Annotated in this window: 24 protein-coding genes; 16 read left to right on the forward strand and 8 right to left on the reverse strand. The window is 74.9% G+C overall.

Annotation, left to right across the window (positions count from 1 at the left end; all coding sequences use genetic code 11):
• The first annotated feature begins 4 nt into the window (after positions 1-4).
• Positions 5-487, forward strand: a complete 483-nt coding sequence (locus tag AB0Q99_RS14280) for a GNAT family N-acetyltransferase (protein ID WP_363571437.1) — start codon at positions 5-7, stop codon at positions 485-487.
• Between the two features lie 118 nt (positions 488-605).
• On the opposite strand, the gene AB0Q99_RS14285 is transcribed toward AB0Q99_RS14280, so the two are convergent.
• Both AB0Q99_RS14285 and AB0Q99_RS14290 read right to left on the reverse strand, forming a co-directional pair.
• Positions 606-1,085 carry a macro domain-containing protein gene (locus tag AB0Q99_RS14285; RefSeq protein ID WP_363571439.1) on the reverse strand — a complete coding sequence of 160 codons (480 nt, stop codon included), beginning with the start codon at positions 1,083-1,085 and terminating at the stop codon, positions 606-608.
• A gap of 9 nt (positions 1,086-1,094) precedes the next feature.
• Positions 1,095-2,513 carry an MFS transporter gene (locus tag AB0Q99_RS14290; protein WP_363571441.1) on the reverse strand — a complete coding sequence of 473 codons (1,419 nt, stop codon included), beginning with the start codon at positions 2,511-2,513 and terminating at the stop codon, positions 1,095-1,097.
• Between the two features lie 113 nt (positions 2,514-2,626).
• On the opposite strand from AB0Q99_RS14290, the gene AB0Q99_RS14295 reads away from it, so the two are divergent.
• Entirely contained in the window at positions 2,627-3,634 is a 1,008-nt protein-coding gene (locus AB0Q99_RS14295; RefSeq protein ID WP_363571443.1) for a LysR family transcriptional regulator, read from the forward strand.
• Between the two features lie 183 nt (positions 3,635-3,817).
• On the opposite strand, the gene AB0Q99_RS14300 is transcribed toward AB0Q99_RS14295, so the two are convergent.
• The gene (locus AB0Q99_RS14300) at positions 3,818-4,435 is read right to left on the reverse strand and encodes a YceI family protein (RefSeq protein ID WP_363571445.1); all 618 of its coding nucleotides are present in this window, start codon (positions 4,433-4,435) and stop codon (positions 3,818-3,820) included.
• Positions 4,436-4,650: 215 nt separating this feature from the next.
• Between AB0Q99_RS14300 and AB0Q99_RS14305 the strand changes: the two genes are divergently transcribed.
• The 8 genes from AB0Q99_RS14305 to AB0Q99_RS14340 all read left to right on the forward strand — a co-directional run bounded on the left by AB0Q99_RS14305 (position 4,651) and on the right by AB0Q99_RS14340 (position 12,659).
• On the forward strand, positions 4,651-7,878 hold the full coding sequence (locus tag AB0Q99_RS14305) for an SNF2-related protein (RefSeq protein ID WP_363571447.1): 3,228 nt from the start codon (positions 4,651-4,653) through the stop codon (positions 7,876-7,878).
• Entirely contained in the window at positions 7,875-8,066 is a 192-nt protein-coding gene (locus tag AB0Q99_RS14310) for a hypothetical protein (protein ID WP_363571449.1), read from the forward strand. The genes AB0Q99_RS14305 and AB0Q99_RS14310 overlap by 4 nt, the downstream gene beginning before the upstream one ends.
• A gap of 33 nt (positions 8,067-8,099) precedes the next feature.
• Positions 8,100-9,050, forward strand: coding sequence for a sigma-70 family RNA polymerase sigma factor (locus AB0Q99_RS14315; protein ID WP_363571451.1), 951 nt, complete (start codon positions 8,100-8,102; stop codon positions 9,048-9,050).
• Between the two features lie 34 nt (positions 9,051-9,084).
• On the forward strand, positions 9,085-10,203 hold the full coding sequence (locus AB0Q99_RS14320; protein ID WP_363571453.1) for a MerR family transcriptional regulator: 1,119 nt from the start codon (positions 9,085-9,087) through the stop codon (positions 10,201-10,203).
• An 80-nt stretch (positions 10,204-10,283) separates the two neighbouring features.
• On the forward strand, positions 10,284-11,111 hold the full coding sequence (locus tag AB0Q99_RS14325) for an alpha/beta fold hydrolase (protein ID WP_363571455.1): 828 nt from the start codon (positions 10,284-10,286) through the stop codon (positions 11,109-11,111).
• A gap of 83 nt (positions 11,112-11,194) precedes the next feature.
• Positions 11,195-11,599: a helix-turn-helix transcriptional regulator gene (locus AB0Q99_RS14330; RefSeq protein WP_363571457.1), complete on the forward strand. Its 405-nt coding sequence runs from the start codon at positions 11,195-11,197 to the stop codon at positions 11,597-11,599.
• A gap of 2 nt (positions 11,600-11,601) precedes the next feature.
• Positions 11,602-12,186 carry a hypothetical protein gene (locus tag AB0Q99_RS14335; RefSeq protein ID WP_363571459.1) on the forward strand — a complete coding sequence of 195 codons (585 nt, stop codon included), beginning with the start codon at positions 11,602-11,604 and terminating at the stop codon, positions 12,184-12,186.
• 122 nt (positions 12,187-12,308) lie between these two features.
• Positions 12,309-12,659, forward strand: a complete 351-nt coding sequence (locus tag AB0Q99_RS14340; protein WP_363571461.1) for a DUF2516 family protein — start codon at positions 12,309-12,311, stop codon at positions 12,657-12,659.
• Between the two features lie 107 nt (positions 12,660-12,766).
• Here the strand turns inward: AB0Q99_RS14340 and AB0Q99_RS14345 are convergent, their stop codons facing one another.
• Positions 12,767-14,275: a SpoIIE family protein phosphatase gene (locus AB0Q99_RS14345; RefSeq protein WP_363571462.1), complete on the reverse strand. Its 1,509-nt coding sequence runs from the start codon at positions 14,273-14,275 to the stop codon at positions 12,767-12,769.
• Positions 14,276-14,512: 237 nt separating this feature from the next.
• Here AB0Q99_RS14345 and AB0Q99_RS14350 point away from each other — a divergent pair, with 237 nt between their 5' ends.
• Positions 14,513-15,073 (forward strand): O-acetyl-ADP-ribose deacetylase, encoded by a 561-nt coding sequence (locus AB0Q99_RS14350; RefSeq protein WP_363571464.1) that lies wholly within the window; start codon positions 14,513-14,515, stop codon positions 15,071-15,073.
• Positions 15,074-15,304: 231 nt separating this feature from the next.
• On the opposite strand, the gene AB0Q99_RS14355 is transcribed toward AB0Q99_RS14350, so the two are convergent.
• Positions 15,305-16,138: a class I SAM-dependent methyltransferase gene (locus tag AB0Q99_RS14355; RefSeq protein WP_363571466.1), complete on the reverse strand. Its 834-nt coding sequence runs from the start codon at positions 16,136-16,138 to the stop codon at positions 15,305-15,307.
• A 302-nt stretch (positions 16,139-16,440) separates the two neighbouring features.
• Between AB0Q99_RS14355 and mshA the strand changes: the two genes are divergently transcribed.
• Both mshA and AB0Q99_RS14365 read left to right on the forward strand, forming a co-directional pair.
• Positions 16,441-17,811 carry a D-inositol-3-phosphate glycosyltransferase gene (gene mshA, locus AB0Q99_RS14360; RefSeq protein ID WP_363571468.1) on the forward strand — a complete coding sequence of 457 codons (1,371 nt, stop codon included), beginning with the start codon at positions 16,441-16,443 and terminating at the stop codon, positions 17,809-17,811.
• Between the two features lie 75 nt (positions 17,812-17,886).
• The gene (locus AB0Q99_RS14365; protein WP_363571470.1) at positions 17,887-18,417 is read left to right on the forward strand and encodes a YbjN domain-containing protein; all 531 of its coding nucleotides are present in this window, start codon (positions 17,887-17,889) and stop codon (positions 18,415-18,417) included.
• Positions 18,418-18,455: 38 nt separating this feature from the next.
• Here AB0Q99_RS14365 and AB0Q99_RS14370 read toward each other — a convergent pair whose 3' ends face one another.
• Entirely contained in the window at positions 18,456-19,802 is a 1,347-nt protein-coding gene (locus AB0Q99_RS14370) for an MFS transporter (protein WP_363571472.1), read from the reverse strand.
• A gap of 149 nt (positions 19,803-19,951) precedes the next feature.
• Between AB0Q99_RS14370 and AB0Q99_RS14375 the strand changes: the two genes are divergently transcribed.
• Both AB0Q99_RS14375 and AB0Q99_RS14380 read left to right on the forward strand, forming a co-directional pair.
• Entirely contained in the window at positions 19,952-20,710 is a 759-nt protein-coding gene (locus tag AB0Q99_RS14375; RefSeq protein ID WP_363571474.1) for a phosphoglyceromutase, read from the forward strand.
• Between the two features lie 275 nt (positions 20,711-20,985).
• Positions 20,986-21,582, forward strand: coding sequence for a lytic polysaccharide monooxygenase (locus AB0Q99_RS14380; protein ID WP_363571476.1), 597 nt, complete (start codon positions 20,986-20,988; stop codon positions 21,580-21,582).
• 110 nt (positions 21,583-21,692) lie between these two features.
• On the opposite strand, the gene AB0Q99_RS14385 is transcribed toward AB0Q99_RS14380, so the two are convergent.
• Complete coding sequence (locus AB0Q99_RS14385; RefSeq protein WP_363571478.1) at positions 21,693-21,872, reverse strand: hypothetical protein; 180 nt, start codon at positions 21,870-21,872, stop codon at positions 21,693-21,695.
• A gap of 198 nt (positions 21,873-22,070) precedes the next feature.
• A complete protein-coding gene (gene phoU / locus AB0Q99_RS14390) occupies positions 22,071-22,769 on the reverse strand; it encodes a phosphate signaling complex protein PhoU (protein WP_363571480.1) in 699 nt (232 codons plus the stop codon).
• Between the two features lie 306 nt (positions 22,770-23,075).
• Between phoU and AB0Q99_RS14395 the strand changes: the two genes are divergently transcribed.
• The gene (locus AB0Q99_RS14395) at positions 23,076-24,473 is read left to right on the forward strand and encodes an ATP-binding protein (protein ID WP_363571482.1); all 1,398 of its coding nucleotides are present in this window, start codon (positions 23,076-23,078) and stop codon (positions 24,471-24,473) included.

The following is a 24,473-nucleotide window of genomic DNA, read 5'->3' on the forward strand; positions in this document are numbered from 1 at the left end:
TTCCGTGGCCGAGTTGCACGCGCACAGCTGGCGCACCGCCTACCGGGGGATCGTCCCGGAGGAGGGGCTCGGTGACGGGATGGCCGACCAGCGGCGCGACCTGTGGAGGCTGCGCCTGGACGCGGACTACGGCGAGCCGGAGAACACGCCCGAGCTGCTGGTCGCCGAACGGAACGGGGAGGCGGACGGCTTCGTTTACCTCGTCCCGCAGCCGGACGGACGGGTGCTCATCGACAACCTGCACGTGCGCCCCGGTCTGACCGGTGGCGGCATCGGCCGCGCGCTGCTGGCCGCGGCCCGTGCCTTCGTCGCCGAGCGGCACCCCGGGGCCGAGCTGTTCCTGGAGGTGCTGCGCGACAACACCCGGGCGATCGCCTTCTACGAACGCGAGGGCGCCGTGCGGGTCCGGGCGCAGGAGGGCGTGTTCCCGGGCGGGTTCGTGCTGCCCGAGTACGTGTACGCCTGGCCGGGCCGGTCGACGTCGTAGGTCGGTTGGGGGTCGGTCGGAGGGAGTTCCGGTCGGATCCGGGCCGGACGGACGTGGACGGGTCGGATGTGGATCGGCCAGGTCGGCTACGGGCCGGCCGGACGGGCCGGACGTCGGGTCAGCCGAAGTCGTAGACGGTCACCGGCACGCCGCGCGCCGTGAGCCGGGCGGTGACCAGCGGCTCGACCTTCTCCCAGCGCCCGCCCGCCAGCCCGCAGCCGATCCGCGGCATGTGGACGGACGCGCCGAGTTCGAGCGCGCGGTCGCCCAGCGCAGCCAGCCCGGCGTCGATCGCCTCGTACCGCACCGGCACCCCGGTGGAGCGCCCGGTCCGGATGCCGCGCTGGCCGACCAGGTTGGCCACCCAGACGTACGGCGCGACCCGCACCACTTGCAGGGCGCCGAGGCCGAAGTCGTTCTTCGCCCGCTCCCGGTGCCAGCGTCGGAACGCGGCCTCGGGCTCGGGCCAGCGTCTGGAGATCGCGAGCACGAAGCCCTTGCCCCAGCCGCCCAGGTCGTTGCAGATGTGCGCGATCACCTTCACGCCCTTGCCGAGGGGCGCGGTGGCATCGCCTCGGACGTAGGTGATTTCCGCCATGACTCGAAGTTAGACGGAGGCACTGACAATCCGCTCGGCATTTTCCGCCGGGCCCGTTCCCGTCCCGGCACCCGACCCCCTCGCGGTACCCGACCCCGTCCCGGCACCCGACCCTGACGCGGACTCAGGTGCCGACGGCCCGGCTGCCCGCAGGTGCCGCTGCCCGGCCAGCGCGATCAGCAGCGCGAGGGCGGCGGCCGAGGCCGGCAGCGCGTAGCCGGTGCCGGGGGCGGCGTGCTCGGCGACCGTCCCGGCGAGGGCCGCACCGGCCGAGATCCCGACCACGATGCCGGACACCGCCATCGCCATGCCCTCGTTGAACTGCCGCTGCGGCAGCAGCTCCTGGACCAGCGTCATCCCGGTCACCATGGTCGGCGCGGTGGCCGTTCCCGCGGTGAACAGCAGCACCCCGAGCAGCCCGAGCCCGGCTCCGCCCAGCCCGGCGGCGAGCGGCAGCAGCAGTACCCCGGCCATCGCCGCCGCCCCGGTCAGGAAGCGCACCCCCGGAGTCCGGCGCGGGGTCAGCAGCCCGAACAGCAGCCCCGCCACGCAGGATCCGGCCGCGAACAGGGCCAGCAGCGGGCCGGCCACCGCCTTGTGCCCGAGCGCGTCGGCGTAGGCCACGGTGGTGATCTCGGTCGCGCCGAAGACCATGCCGGACGCCAGGAAGGTCAGCACCAGCACCCGCAGCCCGGGCACCCGCAGCGGGGAGCCGTGCGGCGCAGGAGCGCCGGCCGGCCCACGCTCCTGCGCCGGCCCGTGCCCTTGAGCCGATCCACGTCCCTGAGCCGATCCGGGCCCCGGCGCCGCGACGGCGGGCAGCGGCGGTTCGGTGCGCCGCTGGGCGGCGAACAGCAGGGCGCCGGTGGTGCCCAGCGTGCCGGCGGTGATCAGTCCGGCCTCCGGGGCGACCGTCGTGCAGAGCAGCATCGCGAGCACCGGCCCGGCCATGAAGCAGAGTTCGTCCAGCGCCTGCTCGAAGGAGTTGGCGAGGTGCCGGGCGGCCGGGTCGTCCCGGTACAGGTGCGCCCAGCGGGACCGGGCCATGCCGCCGAGGTTGGGGGCGGCGGCGCAGGCCGCGGAGCAGAGGTAGAGCGTCCAGTCCGGCGCGCCGAACCGGACGCAGAGCAGCAGGCCGGCCAGCGGGACGGCGTTGTACAGCGCGGCCGGCACCGTCACCCGGGCCTGTCCGTACCGGTCCACCAGCCGGCCGATCAGCGGCATCCCGATCGCCCCGGTGACCAGCCCCGCCGCCGAGACCGTCCCGGCCAGGCCGTACGAGCCGCGCCGCTCCGAGAGCAGCACCACCAGCGACACGCCGGTCATCGACAGCGCGGCCCGCCCGAGCAGCCCGGCCAGGGTGAAGGCGGCGGCGCCGGGGGCCGTGAACAGCCGCCGGTAGGAGGTGAGGAAGGCGCGCGGGGGCACTCGGGCTCCTGAACAGGAAGAAGGGGGATGCCCACAGCCTCGCCGCGCCGGCGGGCCGCCGTCCAACACCTGTTCCGGAACACTGACAACAGGCTGTTGTTAATCTGCCGCCCATGCCCCGTGACCTGCACCCCCGCCTGCTCCGCGGCTTCGTCGCGACCGCCGAGACCCTGCACTTCGGCCGGGCCGCCGAGCGGCTGCACATCGCCCAGCAGGCACTCAGCCGGGACGTCCGGGCCCTGGAGGGACTGCTCGGCGCCGCGCTGTTCACCCGCACCACCCGCAGCGTCGACCTCACCCCGGTCGGACAGCAGCTGTTGCCCAAGGCCCGCCGACTCCTCGCCCTGCAGGACGAGATCCTCGCCGAGGCCGGCGCCGGAGCCGCCGCCCGGCCACTGCTGCTCGACCTCAACAGCGACGTCACCGGCCCGGACCTGACCGCCGGCCGGGTGCTCGAACGGGCCCGCGCCGCCTGGCCCGAGGGCGACCTGCTGGCCCGCTTCCACGGCGGTCTGGCCGCGGCCGCCGCCGAACTGCTGGCCCACCGGCTGGACGCCTCGTTCGGCCGCTTCGCCGGGCTGCCCGCCCCGGTGCGCGGCCAACTCGTCCAGCTGCCGGTGCGGTTGGAGCGGATCTCGGTGATGATGGCGAACACCCACCCACTGGCGGGCCGGTCGGCGCTGCGTCCGGCCGACCTGGCCGGGCACCCCGTCGACATCTGCGCGGGCAACCCGGCCACCACCGAGTGGGCCGACCTCGGCACCCGGCTGCTGCGCGAGCACGGGCTGACGGCGGCGGACCCGTACGTTCCGCCGGTGGGTGTGGACGAGACCGCCCGCTACCTCGCCCGGCACGGCGATCCGATGCTGACCACGGTCGGCGGGTCGAGGATCCCGGGGACGGTGAACGTGCCGCTGGTGGATCCGGTGCCGCTGAGCCTGGTCAGCCTGGTGCACCGGCCCGGCGAGCGCCATCCGGGGCTCGGCGCGCTGGCCGCTGCCGCGGGCGCACTGGGCGCGGTCGAGGGCTGGCTGCGCCGCCCGCCCGGCAGCTGGCTGCCGGACGCGGACGCGGCGCTGCTTCCGGCCGGTAGCGGACGCGGCGCTGCTTCCGGCCGGTAGCGGACACGGCGCTGCTCCCGGCCGGGTGGCGGACGCGGCGCCGGCCCCGGCCGGGCGGCGGAGGCGCGTGGGTGGAGCGCGAGGTCACGAACGGCTCCGGGCCGTGCACGAAGCCGCCCCTGCCCTCGGGGGAGAGGGGCAGGGGCGACGGCTCGTGGCGGTGGCGCGGTCGGACCGACCCGGTCAGGCCGCCTTGACGGCGGAGATGTCGAAGCTGAGCTTGACCTTCTCGCCGATCAGCACGCCGCCGGTCTCCAGGGCCGCGTTGTAGGTCAGGCCGAAGTCGGTGCGGTCGACGACCGTCTTGCCCTCGAAGCCGACCCGCTCGGCGCCGTAGGCGTCGGTGGCGCTGCCGGTGAACTCCAGGTCCAGGACCACCGGGCGGGTGGTGTCCTTGATGGTGAGCTCGCCGGTCATCCGGTAGGTGTCGGCGTCGAGCTGCTCGGTGGAGGTGCTGCGGAAGCGGATCTCCGGGAAGGTGTCGGCGGCGAAGAAGTCGCCGGTGCGCAGGTGCTCGTCGCGCTGGGCCTGGTTGGTGTCGATGCTGGCGACCTTGATCACCAGGTCGGCCGAGGAGTTGTGCGGCGTGGCGCCGTCCAGGTGCAGCTTGCCGTCGTACTCGGTGAAGCGGCCCTTGACGTTGGTGACCATCGCGTGGCGGACCGAGAAGCCGATCTCGCTGTGCGTCGTGTCGATCGCCCAGTCGCCGGTCAGGTGCGACAGGTCCGGGCCGGCCGGGGCCTGGACGGCGACGGCGGTCGCGGTGGTGGCGGTGGTCTTGGTGCGGTTGAACAGGCCCATGGCTCCTCCTCGGGTTCGAAGCCATTTGTTTAGGCTTCAACTTCTTGGGCTCCACCGTACGCCCCTGTCGTTCAAATTTCAACCACAAGTTCCGGGCACTTCCTACTGATCTGCCCGATTCGCCCGATCGGACCGGAAACCCGGCCCGACGGCCGCTGTCGGTCCTCCCGACTAGGCTTCGAAGGACGGTTCCCCACCCGCCCGGAAGGCCCCCGATGTTCGTCCTGCACGCGCTCTGGCGGACGGACGGGCAGCTGGCGCTCTGGGCCGAGGACGCCCGGGCCCACCCTGGCGCCGCCGAACCGCACCCCGACCGGCCCGCCCCGCGCGCACACCCCTACGCCTGTCCGGCCGCCGGGCTGGCCGCCGTCCTCGGCGGCATCGGCCCGGGCCTCGGCTGGCTCGCCGGGCAGGCCCCCGAGCGCTGGGCCACCCTGCTGCTGCCCACCGTCGGCGCCGTCCCCGCGCCCTCCCCCGATCTGCCGGTCACCCCGCCGCGCGGCGGTGCGGTGCTCACCCCCTGGCGGGTGCCGGCCCTGCTCTTCGACGCAGGGGCCGCCGCCCAGCTGCTCGGCGAGGTCTTCGACCCGCACTGGGCCGTCACCAGCGCCGACCTGCCCGGCACCGGCCGGGTCGAGGTCGTCCACGGCCCCTCGCTGCGCTGGCTCACCGGGGTGCACGACCTCGCCTGGCGGACGGTCGGCCGGGGCCGGGTGCTGCCGCTGCCCGTGCCGGCCGACGGCCGCCCGCAGGCCCGCTGGCGGCCGGACCCGACCCCGGCCGGGCGCCGGGAGGCCGCCGCACTGGCGGCGGGCTGCCCGCCCGTCCTCCTCGGGGAGTGGCCGCACGGCGCCGGCACCGGGGAGGCGCTGCTGGCGGACGCGCTGGGCGCGCTGGTCGACGCCGAGGCCCGTGCCGCCCTGGCCGACACCGCCTTCCCCGAACCGGGGGAGGCCGTCGCCGAGCGCTGGCTGCACGCGCTCACCACCCCCGACGGACTCCTCGACGGCGCCCCGCCCGACGGATTCCCCGGTGGCGCCCCGCCCGACGAGCTCCCCGACGGTGCCCCGCCCGACGGTTTCGCCGAACTGTGCCGCCGGGTCGCCGCCTGGTACGCCACCGCAGAGCCCACCGACCCCGCACTGCGCCTCTGCTTCCGCCTGGTCGAGCCGCTCGGCCCCGACGCCGAGGACCCCGAGGGCCGCCCCTCCGACGACGCCTGGCAGCTGGAGTTCCTGCTCCAGGCCGTGGACGAGTCGTCCCTGCTGATCCGCGCCGCCGACCTGCACGAGGGCGGCGCCGCGCACGCCGCCCTCGCCCGCAAGGCCGCCGATCCGGCCGACGTCCTGGTCGCCGAACTCGCCCGCGCCGCCCACCGCTGGCCCGCCCTGGACGGGCTGCGCCACCGCGCCCGCCCGTCCGCCCTGCCGCTGGACCGGGCGGGAGCGCTCGACTTCCTGCGCACCGCCGCGCCGGCGCTCGCCGAGGGCGGTTTCGGGGTGCTGCTGCCCGCCTGGTGGCGCCGCCGCCCCCGGTTCGGCCTCGCCCTGCGCGCCACCACCCCGCCCGCCCCCGGCTCGCTCGCGGCCACCGGTCAGGTGGACCGGGACGCCGTGGTCGCCTTCCGCTGGCAGGCCGCGCTCGGCCCGGACGGCGCCCCGCTCACCGAGCAGGAACTCGCCGAACTGGCCGCCGCCAAGCAGGGTCTGGTCCGGGTGCGCGGCACCTGGCTGGAGGCCGACCCGGCGCAGATCGCCGCCGCGCTCGCCTTCCTCGCCGACCGCCGCGACGGCGTGTCGGCCGCCGCCGACCTGCTGCGGCTCGCCTTCGACCCGCAGGCCACCGTCGCCGGGCTGCCGGTCACGTCGGTCCACGCGGACGGCCCGCTCGGCGACCTGCTCGCCGGGCGCGCCGACGTCGCCCCCGCGCCGGTGCTGCCGCCGGACTTCCGGGCGGTGCTGCGCCCGTACCAGGAACGCGGGCTGGCCTGGCTGCGGACGATGTCCGGGCTGGGCCTGGGCGCCGTCCTGGCCGACGACATGGGCCTGGGCAAGACCGTCCAGACCCTCGCCCTGCTGGCCGTCGAGAAGGCCGAGCACCACCGGGCCGCCGAGCTCGCTGTGACGTCCGAGCCGGCGCAGGACGCCCCCGGCCCCACCCTGCTGGTCTGCCCGATGTCCCTGGTCGGCAACTGGCAGCGCGAGGCCGAGCGCTTCGCCCCCGCCCTGCGCCGGTACGTCCACCACGGCGCCGGCCGGCTGGGCGCCGACCGGCTCGCCGAAGCCGTACGGGGAGCGGACCTCGTCATCACCACCTACGGGCTGGTCCAGCGCGACCTCGCCGCCCTGCGGGCGATCCGCTGGCGCCGGGTGGTCGCCGACGAGGCCCAGCACATCAAGAACACCGGCACCGCGCAGTCCCGGGCGATCCGCGCGCTGCCCGTCACCCGCCACCGGATCGCGCTCACCGGCACCCCGGTCGAGAACCGGCTCGCCGAGCTGCACGCCGTCCTGGACTTCGCCAACCCCCGCCTGCTCGGCCCGGCCGAGCGCTTCAAGGAGCGCTACGCGATCCCGGTCGAGTTGCACCGCAGCCCCGAGCGCACCGCCGAACTCCGGCGCCGCACCGCCCCGTTCGTGCTGCGCCGGCTCAAGTCCGACCCGGTGGTGGCGGCCGAGCTGCCGGAGAAGCAGGAGATGACCGTCTGGTGCAACCTCACCGCCGAACAGGCCGGCCTCTACCAGGCCGTGGTCGCCGACCTGCTGCGCCGGGTCGAGGGCATCCGGGGCGTGGAGCGGCGCGGCACGGTGCTGGCCGCGATCGGCAAGCTCAAGCAGGTCTGCAACCACCCGGCCCAACTGCTGCACGACGGTTCCTCGTTGGGCGAGCGCTCGGGCAAGGTCGCCCGGCTGGCGGAGCTGCTGGAGGAGGCGCTGGCCGAGGGCGACCGGACACTGGTCTTCACCCAGTACGCCGAATTCGGCGCGATGCTCCGCCCGTACCTGGAGCGCCGGCTCGGCGAGGAGGTGCTCTACCTGCACGGCGGACTGCCCCGGGGGCGCCGCGAGGAACTGGTCGAGCGCTTCCAGTCCCCGGACGGGCCACGGGTGTTCCTGCTCTCGCTGCGGGCCGGCGGCACCGGTCTCAACCTGACCGCCGCCAATCAGGTGATCCATCTGGACCGTTGGTGGAACCCGGCGGTCGAGGAGCAGGCCACCGACCGCGCCTTCCGGATCGGCCAGCGCCGGGACGTCCAGGTCCGCCGGCTGGTCTGCGTCGGCACCGTCGAGGAGCGGATCGACGAACTCCTCGCCGCCAAGCGCTCGTTGGCGGAGACGGTGGTGGGGGAGGGGGAGCACTGGCTCACCGACCTGCCCGGCGAGGCGCTGCGCGAACTGGTCGCCCTCACCCGGGAGGACGCCGTGGCGGAGGAGGACGCGTGACCGAGCAGCCGCAGCCCGTGGTCAACGTCGCCGCCTACTGGCGCGGCGACTTCACCCTGCGCCCCGCCCCGCCCGAGGAGGAGCCGGACGAGCCCTCGCTGCGCCGCCTCGGCCGCTCCGGCATCACCGTCCACGGCCGCGACCTCGCCACCCTGCTCGCCCCCGCCTACGAGGCCTTCCGCGACTGAGCGCCGCGGCTACCGTGCGGTAACGTCCCGGGGATGACCGACACCCACGACACCCGGCCGGCCGACTTCGAGCGGCACCGGCGGACGGTCCTCGGCATCGCCTACCGGATGCTCGGCAGCGTCACCGACGCCGAGGAGCTGGTCGAGGACACCCGACGGCGCTGGAGCGGGCTCACCGACCCGGTCACCGACCCCGGTCGCTTCCTCGTCCGAACGGTCACCACTCTGGCCCTCGACCGGCTGGAGGCCGCCGCCGTCCGCCGCGAAGCGTACGTCGGCCCATGGCTGCCCGAGCCGCTGGTCACGGAGCTGTCGCCCACCGAGTCATGGCCCACCGAGCTGCCGCCCACCGGGCCGGACGTGACCGACGGCGCCGAGCGCACCCGAACCGCCTCGCTCGCCCTGCTGACGGTGCTGGAAAGCCTCTCCCCGGACGAGCGCGCGGTGTTCGTCCTCAAGGAGACCTGCGGCTTCTCCTACCGCGAGATCGCCGAGGCCCTGGGCCACACCGAGAGCGCCTGCCGCGAGGTCGGCAGCCTGGCCCGGGCGCAGGTCCGCGCCGCCCGGCCCCGCTCCGACGCCCCGCCCGAGCTGCGCCGCCGCGCCACCGACGAGTTCCTGATGGCCTGCGTCGGCGGCGACATCAGCCGGATGCTCGAACTGCTCGCCCCCGGGGTCACCGCCTGGATCGACGGCGGCGGAGTGGTCGGCGCCGCGCTGTGGCCGGTCACCGGCGCCGAGAGCGTGGCCCGCGCAACCCTCGGCGTGCTCCGGCAGCTGCGCGAGGGCGCCGCCCATCCGGTCCTGGTCAACGGCGAGCCCGGCCTGCTGGTCACCGTGGGCGGCGCGGTCGACTCCGTCTCGGTGCTCGACTTCGTCGCGGGGACGGACGGCACGCTCCTGATCTCCGCGATCCGCGCCGTCCGCAACCCGCACAAGCTCACCCACCTGACCGCTCCCGCCCCCGCCGCCGTGCGGGCTTGACCCTCGACCCGGTCGAGCCCGCAGAGTCACCGGCATGGAGAGCGAGCTGCACAGCATCGGCGAGCTGGCCCGCGCCAGCGGCCTCGGCGTCGGCACCCTGCGCTACTACGACGGCGCCGAGGTGCTCACCCCCGCCTGGGTCGACCCGCGGACCGGCTACCGCTGGTACCGGCCCGGCCAGCTCGCCGACGCCCGACTGCTGGCCCGGCTGCGCCGGGTCGGCCTGCCGCTGGCCGGCATCCGCGCCGTGCTCGGCGCGGCCCCCGGTGGCGGCGAGGCCGCCCGGGTGCTCGACGCGCACCTGCGGCGGCTGGAGGACGGCCTGGTCGACGCCCGCCGCGAACTCTCCGTGATCCGCGCGATGGCCGACCAGAGGGAGCAGCCGATGACCACCGACCCCGCCGACCCCGGACGCACCGTCCCGCGCTTCGCCGTCCCGCGCTTCACCGTCCCGGCCGACGGCCTGGCCGCCGCCCTGGACGCGGTCCGCTTCGCGGTCGGCGACGACCCCGACCTGCCCGCCCTCGCCGGGGTGCTGTTCGAGCCGGACGGCCCGGTGCTGCGCCTGGTGGCCACCGACCGCTACCGGATGGCCTTCGCCGAGGCGCCCGCCACCGGCGACGCGCCGGAGCAGCCGGTGGCCGGCACGATCGTCCCGACCCCGCTGGTGGACGCGCTGCGCGCCCTGCTCGGCCCGGGGGCCACCGAGGTCGCGCTCACCCTCGGTGGCGGCCTGGTCCGCGCCGAGGCGGGCGGACACCGGGTCGAGGGCGCCGCCCCGGACCTCGACTACCCCGACCACCGGGCCGTCGCCAGGCTCGAACCGGAACACCGGGTCACCCTCCCCGCCGCCGACCTGCGCGCCGCCGTCGAGACCGGTGCCACCCGCACCCTGCCCTCCGGCCCGCACGGCGCGGACTGCGAGGTCACCGTCCTCACCCTGACCGGGGACGGCCGGCTGACCGTCGCCGCCGACCCGGCCCCCGAGGACGTCCGACTGGCCGTCAACCGGGACTTCCTCCTCGACGCCCTCGCCGCCGGGCGGCCCGAACAGCTCGTCCTCGAACTCGGCGGCCCCATCGCCCCGCTGGCCATCCGCACCCCCGGCCGGACGGGCACCTTCTCCGTCCTGATGCCCGTCCGCCTCCCCTGACCGCCTCCCGTCCCTGTCTGACCCGTCTCCCGACCCTGCCTGACCGGCCCGCCCGGCGAGGGCTCTGCGAGGATCGCCGGATGAGCCAGCCCACCGGTCGTCCCGGGTCCGAGGTCCAGGTCCACGTCCCCGCTCAGTTCCACGTTCCCGCGCCCGGTGGCGGCCGGTTGTGGGCGGAGCGGGTCGGCTCCGGCAGCCCGGTGGTGCTGCTGCACGGCTCCGGCATGGACTCCCGGCTGTGGGACGCGGTCCTCCCGGAGCTCGCCCACCACCACGACGTGATCCGCTACGACGCCCGGGGCCTGGGCCGTTCCGCCGAACCGGAGCGGCCCTTCGACGACGTCGAGGACCTGCGCGCCGTGCTGGACCATTTCGGCCTGGCCCGCGCCGCGCTGGTCGGCCTCAGCCTGGGCGGGGAGACCGCGCTCGACTTCGCCCTCGCCCACCCGGACCGGGTGACCGCCCTCGGCCTGATCGGTTCCTCGGTCAGCGGCCACGACTGGCCGCCGACCCCGGAGACCACCGCCTACGCCGAGGCCCGCCGACGGGGTGACGCGGCCGCGCTGGCCGAGCTGGAACTGTCCGTCTGGGCCGCCCTGGGCCGGACGGCACCGGGCGGCGAGCTGATCGCGACGATGGTCGAGGAGAACGCCGCCCGCCGCATCGTCAGCGAGCACTTCCTCGCCGGCGCCCCCGGGCGGCCCGCCGAACCCCGCCTCGGCGAGGTCGCCGTTCCCACCCTGGTCGTCCACGGCGACCGGGACCACCCGGAGATCGCGGCGATCGCGAAGCGGCTCGCCGCCGACATCCCCGGCGCCCGGGCCCGCCTCCTCCCGGCCGCCGACCACTACCTCCCGCTGCGCACCCCCGAACGGCTCACCGGGCTGCTGCTCGCCCACCTGCCCTGACCGACCGGGCCCGCCGGCCCGACACGTTTGCTCCCGCTAGCACCCTGCTTGCATTTGCAAGCAGGGTGCTGCAGGCTGTCCGCATGGCCTCACTCAACGTCGGCTCGCTCGGCGAGTACATCCGGGAGCAGCGCCGCAGCGCGCAGTACTCCCTGCGGCAGCTGGCGGAGGCCGCCGGCGTGTCCAACCCGTACCTCAGCCAGATCGAGCGCGGGCTGCGCAAGCCGAGCGCGGAGATCCTGCAGCAGATCGCCAAGGCGCTGCGGATCTCGGCGGAGACGCTGTACGTCCAGGCCGGGATCCTGGAGGAGCGGCGGGGCGAGGGCCTGGAGCTGCGGGCCTCGATCCTGGCCGATCCGCTGATCAACGAGCAGCAGAAGCAGGCGCTGCTCGCGGTCTACGACGCCTTCCTCAAGGAGAACGCCGCTCCGGCCCCCGGTGCGACGACCGACGGCTCAGCCACCCAGAACAACCGGGAGGACCGGTAACCATGCCGATCACCGACGAGATCAAGAAGACCCTCAGCGACCCGACCCCGCTGTACGCCCTGGCCGGTGCCGGGGACCTCGCGTACGAGAAGCTGCGCGAGGTGCCGGGCAGGGTCGAGGCGCTGGCGGCGGACCGCAAGGGCGCGCAGGAGAAGGCCACCGCCAGGCTCCAGGAGGCGCAGTCGCTGCTGGCCGGGGCTCCGGCCAAGGTCGGCGAGGCCGTCAACGCCCTGCCCACCGACCTCAAGGCCCTGCAGGAGCGGGCCCAGGGCTTCGCGCTGCAGCAGGTGGGCCGCGCGGTGGAGCTGGCGGTGAAGGCCAAGGAGACGTACGACGAGCTGGCCGAGCGCGGCAAGGTCGTGGTGGAGAAGACCCGCCCCGCCGCCCCCGCCGGGACGGTCGATCCGGCGGAGCAGCCGACCTGGCCCGAGCCGGTCGAGGTCGAGGTGGTCGAGGCCGAACTGGTCGAGGTCGAGCCCGTCGAGGCCGGGTCGGTCGACGCCGGGCCGTCGGCGGACCGTGCCGCCGCGCCGGTGCCGAAGAAGTCCGCCCGGGCCCGCAAGTCCGGCTCCACCGCCGGGGAGTGAGCGGTGGCCCTCCGGTGAGGGCACATCCGGTGACCATGGAACGTTGACACCGGTGCGGACGGCCGCCGTGCCAGGATGGGCGGCGGTCCACGCACGGGAATCGAGAGACAGAGGAGATCGCGATGGTCGGAGTGCTCCAGATTCTGGCCTTTTCCTACCTGAACCCGATCTGGTGGGCGACGATCGCCATCCTCGCCTACAAGTTGTTCGCCCTGGCCGACGCGGCCACCCGTCGGGAGGACGCGTACCGGGCGGCGGACAAGAAGACCAAGGGGTTCTGGGTCGCGATCCTCGCGATCTCCTTCGGCTGGGACTTCCTGTTCGGGGTCAACTTCTTCACCGGCATCGGCACCCTGGCGGGCCTGGTCGCCTCGATCGTCTACGTGGTGGACGTCCGCCCCGCGATCCGGGCGCTGACCGGGGGCGGCGGCCGGGGAGGCCGGAGCAACACCGGCCCGTACGGGCCCTGGTAGGTCCGGCAGCGGACAACGCGACGGCCCGGGCGGGGAGTTCACCCGCCCGGGCCGTAGCATGCCCTCCGCCGACCGGCCCGACCCGGCCCGGTCACCCCGGCGGTCCGTCAGCCGAGGATCAGCTGCACCGGGTTGCGCTCCAGCAGCAGCACCGCGACGTCGTCGGTCAGCGCGCCGCCGTTCAGCTCCTCGACCTCGGCGATGGCGCTGTCCACCAGCCGCCCCCGGGTCAGCCCGGCGGCCTGGTGGTCGCCGATCAGCCCGGCGAGCCCGTCCTGGCCCAGGCGCCGGGAACCGGCCCCGACCCGCCCCTCGATCAGGCCGTCGGTGTAGAGCAACAGCCGCCAGCCGGGCCGGAGTTCGACCTCGTGCGCGGGCCAGGCGGCCTGCCCGTCGTGGCACGGCAGCAGGCCGAGCGCGGGCCCGGCGAGGTCGGCGGACAGCGAGACCGGCTCGTGGTCGCGGCCGAGCAGCAGCGGGGCCGGGTGCCCGGCCAGGTAGAGCCGGGCCCGTTCGCCGCTGCCGAGCGAGTCGAGGTCGCCACCGGTGCCGCCGGGCTCGATGACGAGCATGCAGAGCGTCGCGAAGATCTCGTCGCTGCGCCGCTCGTGCTCCAGGACGTGCTGGAGGGTGGTGAGCAGGGCCTCGCCGGTGAGGCCCGCGAAGACCAGGGTGCGCCACGCTATCCGGAGCGCGACGCCGAGCGCGGCCTCGTCCGGGCCGTGGCCGCAGACGTCGCCGATCACGACGTGGACGGTGCCGTCGTCGGTGCGCACGGCGTCGTAGAAGTCGCCGCCGAGCAGGGCGCGGCGGCGGCCGGGGCGGTAGCGGCGGGTGAAGGAGAGCCCGGCGCCGTCCAGCAGCGGCGTGGGCAGCAGGTGGCGCTGGAGGCGGGCGTTCTCCTGGCCGCGCAGCTCGGCCTCGACGAGGCGGCGCTGGGACTCGTCGGCGCGCTTGCGTTCGACGGCGTAGCGCAGGGCACGGGCCAGCAGCGGTCCGTCCGTCTCGTGCTTGATCAGGAAGTCCTGGGCGCCGGCGGCGACGGCGGCCGCGCCGAGTTCGGCCCCGGCGGCGTCGGTGAGCACCACCACGGGGATGTGCGGGGCGCGGCGGAGCAGTTCGTGCAGGCCCTCCAGCCCGTCGGAGGCGTCGGAGGGGTGCGGCAGGTCGGCGGGCGCGGCGAGGTCGAGCAGCACGCAGTCGAAGCCGGGGCCGCGGGAGCGCCCGCGCCGGGCCGAGAGCGCGGACTGGGTGAGCAGCGTGGCGGCCTGGTCGAGGCCGCGGGCCCAGTGGATCTCGATCGAGGTGCCGCTGTCGGCCACCGCCGCCTTGATCAGCTGGGCGTCCGAGGCGTCGTCCTCGATGACCAGCAGCCGCAGCGGCGCCCCGCCGTCGGCGGGGTTGTCGGGGCCCGGCCCCGGCGGGACCTCGGTGACGTGCGACGGGTGGACGGCGTGCGCGGCCCGCACCGCCTGCGAACGGGGGTGGGGTATCGGGGGAGTCGCCGTCGCCGGGCCGGTGGTGACCGGGCGGTTGCGGGCATGGCCGACGGGGGCGCTGTGGGCGCCCGGCAGGTCCGCGGCACCAGGTGCCCGCCCGTCTCCCGTTGCGGGCATCGGTGGTTCCTCCCTTTCCCCGACTGCGTAACGGTCGACGTCCGTCCGCAGTGCCCGCCTGGCACCGTGCGTCGGGGAACTTCTCGCGACCATAACGTGATCTCCGGGGATTTCTCTGGCCGACCGGCGCCGTTGTGGTTATTGCCACGCCGGTGGCGGTGTGGCGATCGGACTCGGATGACGACGGATGCCCGTCGCGGCTTCGGCCGCACGGGGCGGTGAAGGGGGCAAGCAGTGGTGACACGGATCACCCTGGTCGAGGGTGACATCACGGAACAGCAGGTGGACGCGGTGGTGAACGCCGCGAACTCGTCCCTCCTGGGCGGTGGCGGGGTGGACGGTGCGATCCACCGCAAGGGCGGGCCGCAGATCCTGGAGGACTGTCGCCGGCTGCGCGCCTCGCACTGGGGCAAGGGGCTGCCCACCGGGCGCGCGGTGGCGACGACGGCAGGGCTGCTGCCGGCCCGGTGGGTCGTGCACACCGTCGGGCCGGTGTACCTGGAGGAGGAGTACGAGGAGCGGGCGGAGCTGTTGGCCTCCTGCTATCGGGAGTCGCTGCGCGTCGCGGCGGAGCTGGGCGCGCGCACGGTGGCCTTCCCGGCCGTGTCGGCCGGGATCTTCGGCTGGCCGCCGGCGGACGCGGCCCGGATCGCGCTGGAAACCGTCGCCCGGGTGTTGGACGGCGGCGGCGCGGAGGCGGGTGCGGAGCCGGTGGAGGTGCGGTTCGTGCTGTTCGGGGCGGAGATGTACGGGGTGTTCGAACAGGCCCGGCGGGAGTTGCTCGGGCGGGACGGCTGACGGCTGGGCGTGGTGCGGACCGGGCGGCGTGTGGTGTCGCCGCCCGGCCGCGTCCATCGTGGCGTGACGAGGCGTCAACACGCCAGAGATATTCGATAACTCGTTCGAGTGAATGCGCCGGATCGCTCGCCGGCTCCCGCCCGAACGGCCCCATGCGGCCCGCACGGCCCGCACTGCCCGTACCGCCGGAACCGCCCGGAACTGCCCCGCGCCGTGCGGTGGCTGCGGCCGCTACGGTGCGAGCGCCGACCAGGGCACGGTGACCTCGCCCTGCCGCCACCGCCCGCGCGCGTCCACCAGCGGCCAGCTGCCCGCCAGCGCCGTACAGGCCGCCACCCAGCGCTGCCGCGCCCCGAACGCCCCGTACGGCGCCGCGGCCGCCCAGGCCCGGTCGAAGTCGGTCAGGAAGGCGTGCACCGGCCGGCCCGGCACGTTGTGGTGGATCAGCGCCTTCGGCAGCCGCTCGGCGAGGTCGGAGGGCTGGGCCAGGCCGCCGAGCCGGGCCGCGAAGGTCACCGTCCGGGGCCCCTCCGGGCCGAGCGCCACCCAGACGTGCCGCCGGCCGATCTCGTCGCAGGTGCCCTCGACCAGCAGCCCGTCCGGGGCGAGCCGCGCGCACAGCCGCTCCCAGACCCCGGCCACCGCCGCCTCGTCGTACTGCCGCAGCACGTTGGCCGCCCGGATCAGCCGGGCCGGCGCGCCGCCGTCCAGCGGGACCTCGAAGCCGCCGCGCCGGAAGGTGAGCAGCGGCGGCTCGGCGTACGGCAGCGCGGCGGTGACCCGCTCCGGTTCGATCTCGATCCCGACCACCCGGACGTCCGGCCGCACCGCGCGCAGCCGGGCGGCGAGTTCGACGGCCGTCCACGGCGCGGCACCGTAGCCGAGGTCCACCGCGACCGGCGGGTGCTCGGCGGCGCGCAGCGCACGGCCCAGGGTGTGGGCGATCCAGCGGTCCATCCGGCGCAGCCGGTTGGTGTTGGTGGTGCCCCGGGTGACGGTCCCCACCGGGCGCCCGGTCCGCCCACGGGAGGGCGCGGCAGTGGCGGGGTCGAAGGAGGCGGCCATGCCGAGAAGGGTAGTCGGGGCGTCGACGGCACCGCGCTGACCAGGGGTGATGCCGGCCCGCCCGGCGCCTGGACCGGGCCTGCGGTGCTGCCGGCCCGGATCGGCGGTGCGCGTGCGCCGGGTCCGCCGGTGCCGCTCGGCCGGGCCGGTCATGCTCGTGGGCCGGACCGGGAATGCCGGATGCCGCCCGCGTGGTTGGCACACTGGTGGTGATGTGTGCCCGGACGGGGCAGCGCACACCGGACTACGGGCGGCCCGGCACGGACCGCCTAGACGGGCCGCACAGAGGAGGCTTCAGCCAGGTGATCCAGCACCCCGTCCGTTCGGTACGTCGTGCCCAGCCCGCCGTACCCGCGCTCGGCCGGCTCCAGTCGCTCGTCCCGGGCCGCCGCCGCCCGCGCCGGATAGCCATGCTGAGCGTCCACACCTCGCCGCTGCACCAGCCCGGTACCGGGGACGCCGGTGGGATGAACGTCTACATCGTCGAGCTGGCCAAGCGCCTGGCAGACCTCAACATCGAGGTCGAGGTGTTCACCCGGGCGATCTGCTCGGACGACGCCCCGACCGTCGAGCTGGCCCCGGGCGTGCTGGTCCGCCACGTCACCGCCGGGCCGTACGAGGGCCTGGTCAAGGAGGACCTGCCGGCCCAGCTGTGCGCCTTCACCCACGGGGTGCTGCGCACGGAGGCGGGCCACCGCCCCGGCCACTACGACCTGGTGCACTCGCACTACTGGCTCTCCGGGCAGGTCGGCTGGCTGGCCGCGCAGCGCTGGGGGGTGCCGCTGGTGCACACCATGCACACCATGGCGAAGGTCAAGAACGCCGCGCTGGCCGAGGGGGACACGCCCGAGCCCGCCGCCCGGGTGATCGGCGAGACCCAGGTGGTGGAGGCGGCCGACCGGCTGATCGCCAACACCACCGAGGAGGCCGCCGAGCTGGCGCTGCACTACGCCGCCCGGCCGGACCAGCTGGCCGTCGTCCACCCCGGGGTCAACCTCGACGTCTTCCGCCCCGGCAGCGCGGGGGCGTCCGCCGCCGCCCGGGCCCGGCTGGGCCTGCCGCCGGACGCCGCGGTGCTGCTCTTCGCCGGCCGGATCCAGCCGCTCAAGGCCCCGGACGTGCTGCTGCGGGCGGTCGCCGCGCTGCTGGCGCGCCGCCCGGAGCTGCGCGAGCGCCTGGTGGTGCCGGTCGTCGGCGGCCCGTCCGGCACCGGCCTGGCCCGGCCGGAGAGCCTGCACAAGCTCGCCGCCCAGCTCGGCATCTCCGACGTGGTCCGGTTCCACCCGCCGGTCGGTCAGGAGCGGCTCGCCGAGTGGTACCGCGCGGCGACGGCCCTGGTGATGCCCTCGTACAGCGAGTCCTTCGGCCTGGTCGCGCTGGAGGCGCAGGCCTGCGGCACGCCGGTGGTGGCGGCCGCGGTCGGTGGCCTGCCGGTCGCGGTGCGGGACGGCGAGACCGGCAGCCTGGTGCGCGGCCACGACCCGCTGGCGTGGTCGCACGCACTGGAGCCGTACGTCACCGACCCGGCGCTGGTGGCCCGGCGCGGCGCGGCGGCGGCCCGGCACGCGACCGCCTTCGGCTGGGACACCGCCGCGGCGACCACGGCCGAGGTGTACGCGGGCAGCCTGGCCCGCCCGGCCGGTCGGCTGGCCGCCCGGCGCCGGCTCACCTGAGGCCGGGGCCCGGGCGGGGCGGTTCGGGCGGGCCGGGGCTGCGTCCGGCGGGTACCGACGAGTAACGTCAACCCCATGGCAATCCGCACCAAGGACGAGGCCCTGACCCTCCTGCGCACCGCCCTGGACGACGCCGGGGTGGCCTGGGAGCCGGCCGCCACCGACCCGTACACCCTGGTGGCGACCCTCCCGGGCACCCGGAAGCTGAGCACCACCTGCGCCCTGCGGGCCGGCGACCACACCCTGTCGGTGAACGCCTTCGTGATCCGCCGCCCGGACGAGAACCACGAGGCGGTCTACCGCTGGCTGCTGGAGCGCAACACCAGGCTCTACGGCGTGGCCTACGCGATCGACGCGCTCGGTGACGTCTACCTGGCCGGCCGGCTGCCGCTGGAGGCGCTCACCCCGCCGGTCGTGGACCGGCTGCTCGGGACGGTGCTGGAGAACGCGGACGAGCCGTTCAACACCCTGCTGGAGCTGGGCTTCGCCTCGGCGATCCGGCGCGAGTGGGAGTGGCGGACCAAGCGCGGGGAGTCCACCCGCAACCTGGCCGCCTTCGCCCACCTGGCGGCCCCGGTGGCCGACGGGCCGCCGAACGCCGACTGACGGCAGCCGACCGCCGGCTGCCGGCGGCAGACTGAGGATCAGGCGCGCGCCGGAGCCTCCGCGGGCCCGGCCGCGGGCGTCGGCACCTCGACGGCCTCGACGGCCCCAGAAGCCCCAGCGGCTCCGCCCGCCTCGGTAGCCGCGCCGACTGCGCCGGCCGCGACCGCCCCCGTGCCCGTCGCGGCGCCGGTCCGCCTCCCCAGCAGCACGTACCCGACCGCGGCGACCGTGCCGCACACCCCGCACGCGCCCCACAGCACCCCGCCGCCCGCCCGCTCCAGCAGCACGCCGCCCGCGGCCGGGCCGAGGCACAGGGCGATCGACCAGGAGAGCGAGTAGACGCCCTGGTAGCGCCCGCGCGCATGGGTGGGGGACAGCTCGGCGATCAGGCCCATGAGGGTCGGGGTGTAGAGGATCTCCCCGATCGTCCAGACCGCCACGGTCAGGGCGTAGAGCCAGGCGGACGACCCGGCCAGGGCCGTCATCCCGAACCCCCAGCCGATGAACAGCGAGGCCGCGGCCAGCATGGCCGACCGGCTGCGGGTCTCGACCCACCGGGTGAGCGGGAGCTGCAGCAGCACGATCAGCAGCCCGTTCAGGCCGATGACCAGGCCGTACTCGGTGGACGTGACCCCCTGGCGGCCCATGTCCACCGCGAGGGTGGTGGCCCCCTGCTGGAGCACCAGAGCGAGCAGCAGGGTGAGCCCGACCACGGCCATGAAGCGGCGGTCGCGGAACACCGTGCCCAAGCCGACCGCCGGTTCCTCGGCCTTCGTCGCCGGGGCGTCGGGCTTGGTCTCCGGGATCCGGACGAAGACCACCACCGCGCAGAGCACCGTGGAGAGCGCGTCCAGCAGGAAGAGCGTGAGGTAGCCGTGGGCGGCGATCAGGCCGGCGACCGCCGATGAGAGGCCGAAGCCCAGGTTGATCGCCCAGAAGTTCAGCGAGTAGGCGCGGACCCGGTCGGCGGGCGGCACGATGTCCGCGATGATCGCCGAGATGGCCGGGCGGGTGGCGTTGTTGCAGAAGCCCACCAGGAAGGCGACCACCGCGATCGCCGCCTGGCCGTTGGTGAAGCCGAGCACGGCGGTGAACAGCGCGGTGCCGAGCTGCGCGGCGAGCAGGGTCGGGCGGCGCCCGATCCGGTCGGTCAGCACCCCCGCCACGATCGAGGAGACCGCCGAGCCCAGGCCGAACAGGGCGGCGACCAGGCCCGCGTAGGATGCCGAGTACCCCCGGCTGCTGGTGAGGTAGAGCGCGAGGAAGGTGACCACGAAGGCGCCGAGCCGGTTGACCAGGGTCGAGACCCAGAGCCACCAGAACCGGCGCGGCAGTCCGCCCGCCGTCTCCTGCACCATTGTTCTGAACCGGGCGGTGACGAGCATGTGGGGGCTCCCGAGGGCAGGCGTCCGCTGAGCGGCGCGGGCAGGCCCGGTCAGCGACGCATGTAAGTGTCAGATGCGCTCTGTGCACATTACATGGCGGCCGAAGGCCCCCACCAGGGGTTTTCGGGCCCTCCACTAAGCTGGGGCCCATGGCTGACACGACGTACCGACTCATCCTGCTCCGCCACGGCGAGAGCCAGTGGAACCAGAAGAACCTGTTCACCGGTTGGGTCGACGTCGACCTCAACGAGAAGGGTGAGAAGGAGGCCGCCCGCGGTGGCGAGCTCCTGGCCGCCGAGGGCCTGTTCCCCGACGTGGTGCACACCTCCCTGCTGCGCCGCGCGATCCGCACCTCCCAGATCGCCCTGGACAAGGCCGACCGCCACTGGATCCCGGTGAGCCGCAGCTGGCGCCTGAACGAGCGCCACTACGGCGCGCTGCAGGGCAAGGACAAGGCCCAGACCCTGGCCGAGTTCGGTGAGGACCAGTTCCAGCTGTGGCGCCGCTCCTACGACACTCCGCCGCCGGTGCTGGCCGACGACGCCGAGTACTCGCAGGCCGGTGACGCCCGCTACGCCGACATCCCGAGCGAGCTGCGTCCGCGCACCGAGTGCCTGAAGGACGTCGTCGAGCGGATGCTCCCCTACTGGTACGACGCCATCGTCCCGGACCTCGCCTCCGGCCGGACCGTCCTGGTCACCGCCCACGGCAACAGCCTGCGCGCGCTGGTCAAGCACCTCGACGGCATCTCCGACGAGGCCATCGCCGGCCTGAACATCCCGACCGGCATCCCGCTGCTGTACGAGCTGGACGCCGACTTCAAGCCCGTCACCACGGGCGGCCGCTACCTCGACCCGGACGCCGCCGCGGCGGCCATCGAGGCGGTCAAGAACCAGGGCAAGAAGTAAGCCCGGGAGGGCGAGCAGTCGGCCCGCAGTGCGTGGAGGCCCCGTTACCCGGTTCGCCGGGGGCGGGGCCTTTTCCGTTCAACTTGCTTGCCTGGTGGGTGAGTTGGGTTCTGTGAAAATGGTTCAGACCATTGACGGGCGGTGGCGGCCGCTCCTACGGTGAGGGCACCGGGCCGAGGCGCGGTCATGCCATGGATCACCCCGTCCGGGCCCGCACCCCCACGTGCGCGTCCGCGCCCCGGTGCACTCTCCATCCACCCCCACGGAGGAGCACCATGCGCACACGTCACATCGTCGGGGCGGTGGTCGCCGCGCTGGCGGTACCGCTCACGCTCGCCTTCCCGGCCTCGTCCCACGGCTGGATCTCGACCCCGCCCAGCAGGGCCGCGCTCTGCGACGTGCACACGAGCGGCGTCCCCTGGGACTGCGGCGACATCCAGTGGGAGCCGCAGAGCGTCGAGGGCCCCAAGGGCTTCCCGGCGCTGGGCCCGTCGGACGGCACCATCTGCTCCGGCGGCAACGCGCGCTTCGCCGAGCTGGACGACCCGCACGCGGGCGCCTGGCCGACCACCCAGGTGACGGCGGGCCGGTCGCTCACCTTCACCTGGACGTTCACCGCCCGGCACGCGACCACCGACTTCCGGTACTACCTGACGAAGCCGGGCTACGACGCCGGCCAGCCGATCACCCGGGCGAACCTGGACCTGACGCCCTTCCTGGTCGTCCCGTACGGCGGGAAGCAGGTGCCGAGCACGCTCAGCCACACCGCGGCCGTCCCGGGCGGGCGCACCGGTCACCAGGTGGTCGTCGCGGTCTGGACGATCGCCGACACCGGGAACGCCTTCTACTCCTGCACCGACGTCAGGTTCTGACGCCGGGCTCGCAGGGGCCGGCCCAGGCGTGACGAGGACGAGGACGAGGACGAGGACGCGGAAACGAACGAGGTGCACGGCCGCCGGAACGCCGTGCACCTCGGGAGTGCTCAGTGACCGCCGCAGCAGCCGCCGTCCGCGCCGCCGCACTGGCAGGGCGCGCCGGACTGGCAGCCGCAGCCGCAGCCCGGGCCGCAGCCGCAGCCGGCGGCGAGGACGGGCAGCAGCTTCGGGGCAGGCGGCTCGATGCTGTCGCGGGCGGGTGCCGGGCGGGTCGGGTTGGCCTTCATCGAGCTGGTCCCTCCGTGAAGCGGGCACACTCCGGCGCCCGATGCTTCGAGTGAAACCGCCGAACGGAGGGAGCGTCAACGGGCGCGCAGTGGTGGGACGTACGGAAACCCGTGCGCCCGCACCACCCCCGCCGCAGGTTTACCCACCCCTCGGGACGAGCGCCCGGCCCGGCATCGGGACGAGCGCCGGGACGGAGCTCACTCCGCCGCGCCGGCCTCCACGGACTCGGCGGCCTCGGTGGCGGCCACGAACTCCGCCACGTGCTCGCCCGTCACCAGGTACACCACGCGCTTGGCGACCGACACCGCGTGGTCCGCGAAGCGCTCGTAGTAGCGGCCGACCAGGGTGATGTCGACGGCCGTCTCGATGCCGTGGTGCCAGCGGTCGTCGATCAGGTGCGACAGCAGCTCGCGGTGCAGGGTGTCGATGGCGTCGTCGTCCTGCTCCATCTCCAGGGCCTTGTCGACGTCCTTGGTGGCGATCACCAGGCCGGCCTTGGCCACCAGGCGCTGCGCGAGCTGGCCCATCTCCAGGACGGTGGCGTGCAGGTCGCGCGGCACGGCCGTGTCGGGGTAGCGCATCCGCGCGACCTTGGCGACGTGCCGGGCGAGGTCGCCGCAGCGCTCCAGGTCGGCGCTCATCCGCAGCGAGGTGACGACGATGCGCAGGTCGGTGGCGACCGGCTGCTGCCGGGCGAGCAGGTCGATCGCCCGGTCCTCCAGCTCGTGGTGCAGTTCGTTGATCTTCTCGTCGGCGGCGATCACGCTCTCCGCCAGCGCCAGGTCCGCGTCGAGGAGGGCGGTGGTGGCGCGGCCGAGCGCGGAGCCGACCAGCCGGGCCATCTCGATCAGGCTGTCGCCGATCGCATCGAGTTCCTCGTGGTACGCGTCGCGCATGTTCTCTCCTCAGAAGCTGTGCCGGTGGCGGTGCCGACCGGTCAGCCCGTCCGGCCGTCGTTCCGGCGTTCGGGTGACCGCTGCTGGTGGCGCGCATCGTACGCGCACACCTGAGCCGGTGCCCGCTGTTCGGCACACCGATCTCTCCCACACGGGCTGCCTGGCCAACTTTCCGCCGTCAGGGCGACGGTGTACGGCCAGTGCGGTGAATCGGCAGCCACGTGAAGGTGAATTCTCGGCAACGCGTGGTCGATGCCTTGATCCAGACCTTGGGGAGTGGCCTGGTCGTGCGCTTACGCTGGCCACATGGACGTGAACGTGGCCGCCGCCGCTGCCTGCGCCATAGCCGGGCTCGGCGTCGGCCTCACCGCCTCCATCGCCTTCCGTTGGAGCGAGCGCGAGCAGGCCAGGGGCAAGCACAGCGGCACCAGCGGCAGGAACCACGGCCGGTACCAGGCACTGGGCACCGGCACCCCCGAGCCGCCCCTGCCACCGGGGGTCGACACCGTGCTCTCCGTGCTGCGCTCCTGCGCGATCGTGCTGGGCGAGGGCGACGAGGTGGTCAAGGCGAGCTCGGCGGCGTACGCGATGGGCCTGGTGCGCGGCGGTGCGGTCGCCGTGGACCAGATGCTCGCGCTGGCCCGCTCCACCCGCCGGGACGGCGAGATCCGCCAGGTCGAGCTGGAGGTGCCCCGACCGGGCGCGGCCCGCGCGGCCGAGCCGCTCGCGGTCTCCGTCCGGGTCGCCCCGCTGGGCTCCCGGCTGGTGCTGGTGCTGGTCGAGGACCAGACCGAGCGGCGCCGGGTGGAGGCCGTCCGCCGGGACTTCGTGGCCAACGTCAGCCACGAGCTCAAGACCCCGGTCGGCGCCCTGTCGCTGCTCTCCGAGGCCGTCGCCGACGCGTCCGACGACCCGGAGGCGGTGCAGCGCTTCGCCGGCCGGATGCAGGTCGAGGCGACCCGGCTGGCCAGCCTGGTCCAGGAGATCATCGACCTCTCCCGGGTCCAGGACGACCGGCTGATGGTCGACCCGGAGCCGGTCGCGGTGGACGAGCTGATCGCCGAGGCGATCGACCGCTGCCGCCAGCAGGCCGCCGCCAAGCAGATCCTCATCGCGGCGGGCGGCATCGCCGGCCTCTACCTGCACGGCAACCGCGGCCAGCTCGCCGCCGCGCTCGGCAACCTGGTCGAGAACGCCGTCAACTACAGCCCGCCCCGCACCCGGGTGGCGATCGCCACCCGCCGGATCTCCAGCGCCGCGGCGCTCGGGGAGGCGGACGGCGAGCTCATCGAGATCTCGGTCACCGACCAGGGCATCGGCATCTCCGAGAAGGACCGCGAGCGGGTCTTCGAACGCTTCTACCGCGTCGACCCGGCCCGCTCCCGGGCCACCGGCGGCACCGGCCTCGGCCTCTCCATCGTCAAGCACGTCGCCGCCTCGCACGGCGGCACCGTCTCGGTGTGGAGCGTCGAGGGCCAGGGCTCGACCTTCACCATCCGCCTGCCCGCCGGACAGGCACCCGTCGACGACGCGGCCGACGACGAGCCGGCCCACGGGCCGGACGCCGTCGCGCCCGCCGCGGCACCCCGAACCCTCACCACGGACCGCACGGACCGCACGGACCGTACCGACCGTTCGCTCCCCGCCGGGGAGCGGGAACAACACCTGTCAGACACAACCCCTCAGCTTGCCCCGGAGGCCTGA

It is taken from the genome of Kitasatospora sp. NPDC086791 (assembly GCF_040685975.1).
GTDB lineage: Bacteria > Actinomycetota > Actinomycetes > Streptomycetales > Streptomycetaceae > Kitasatospora.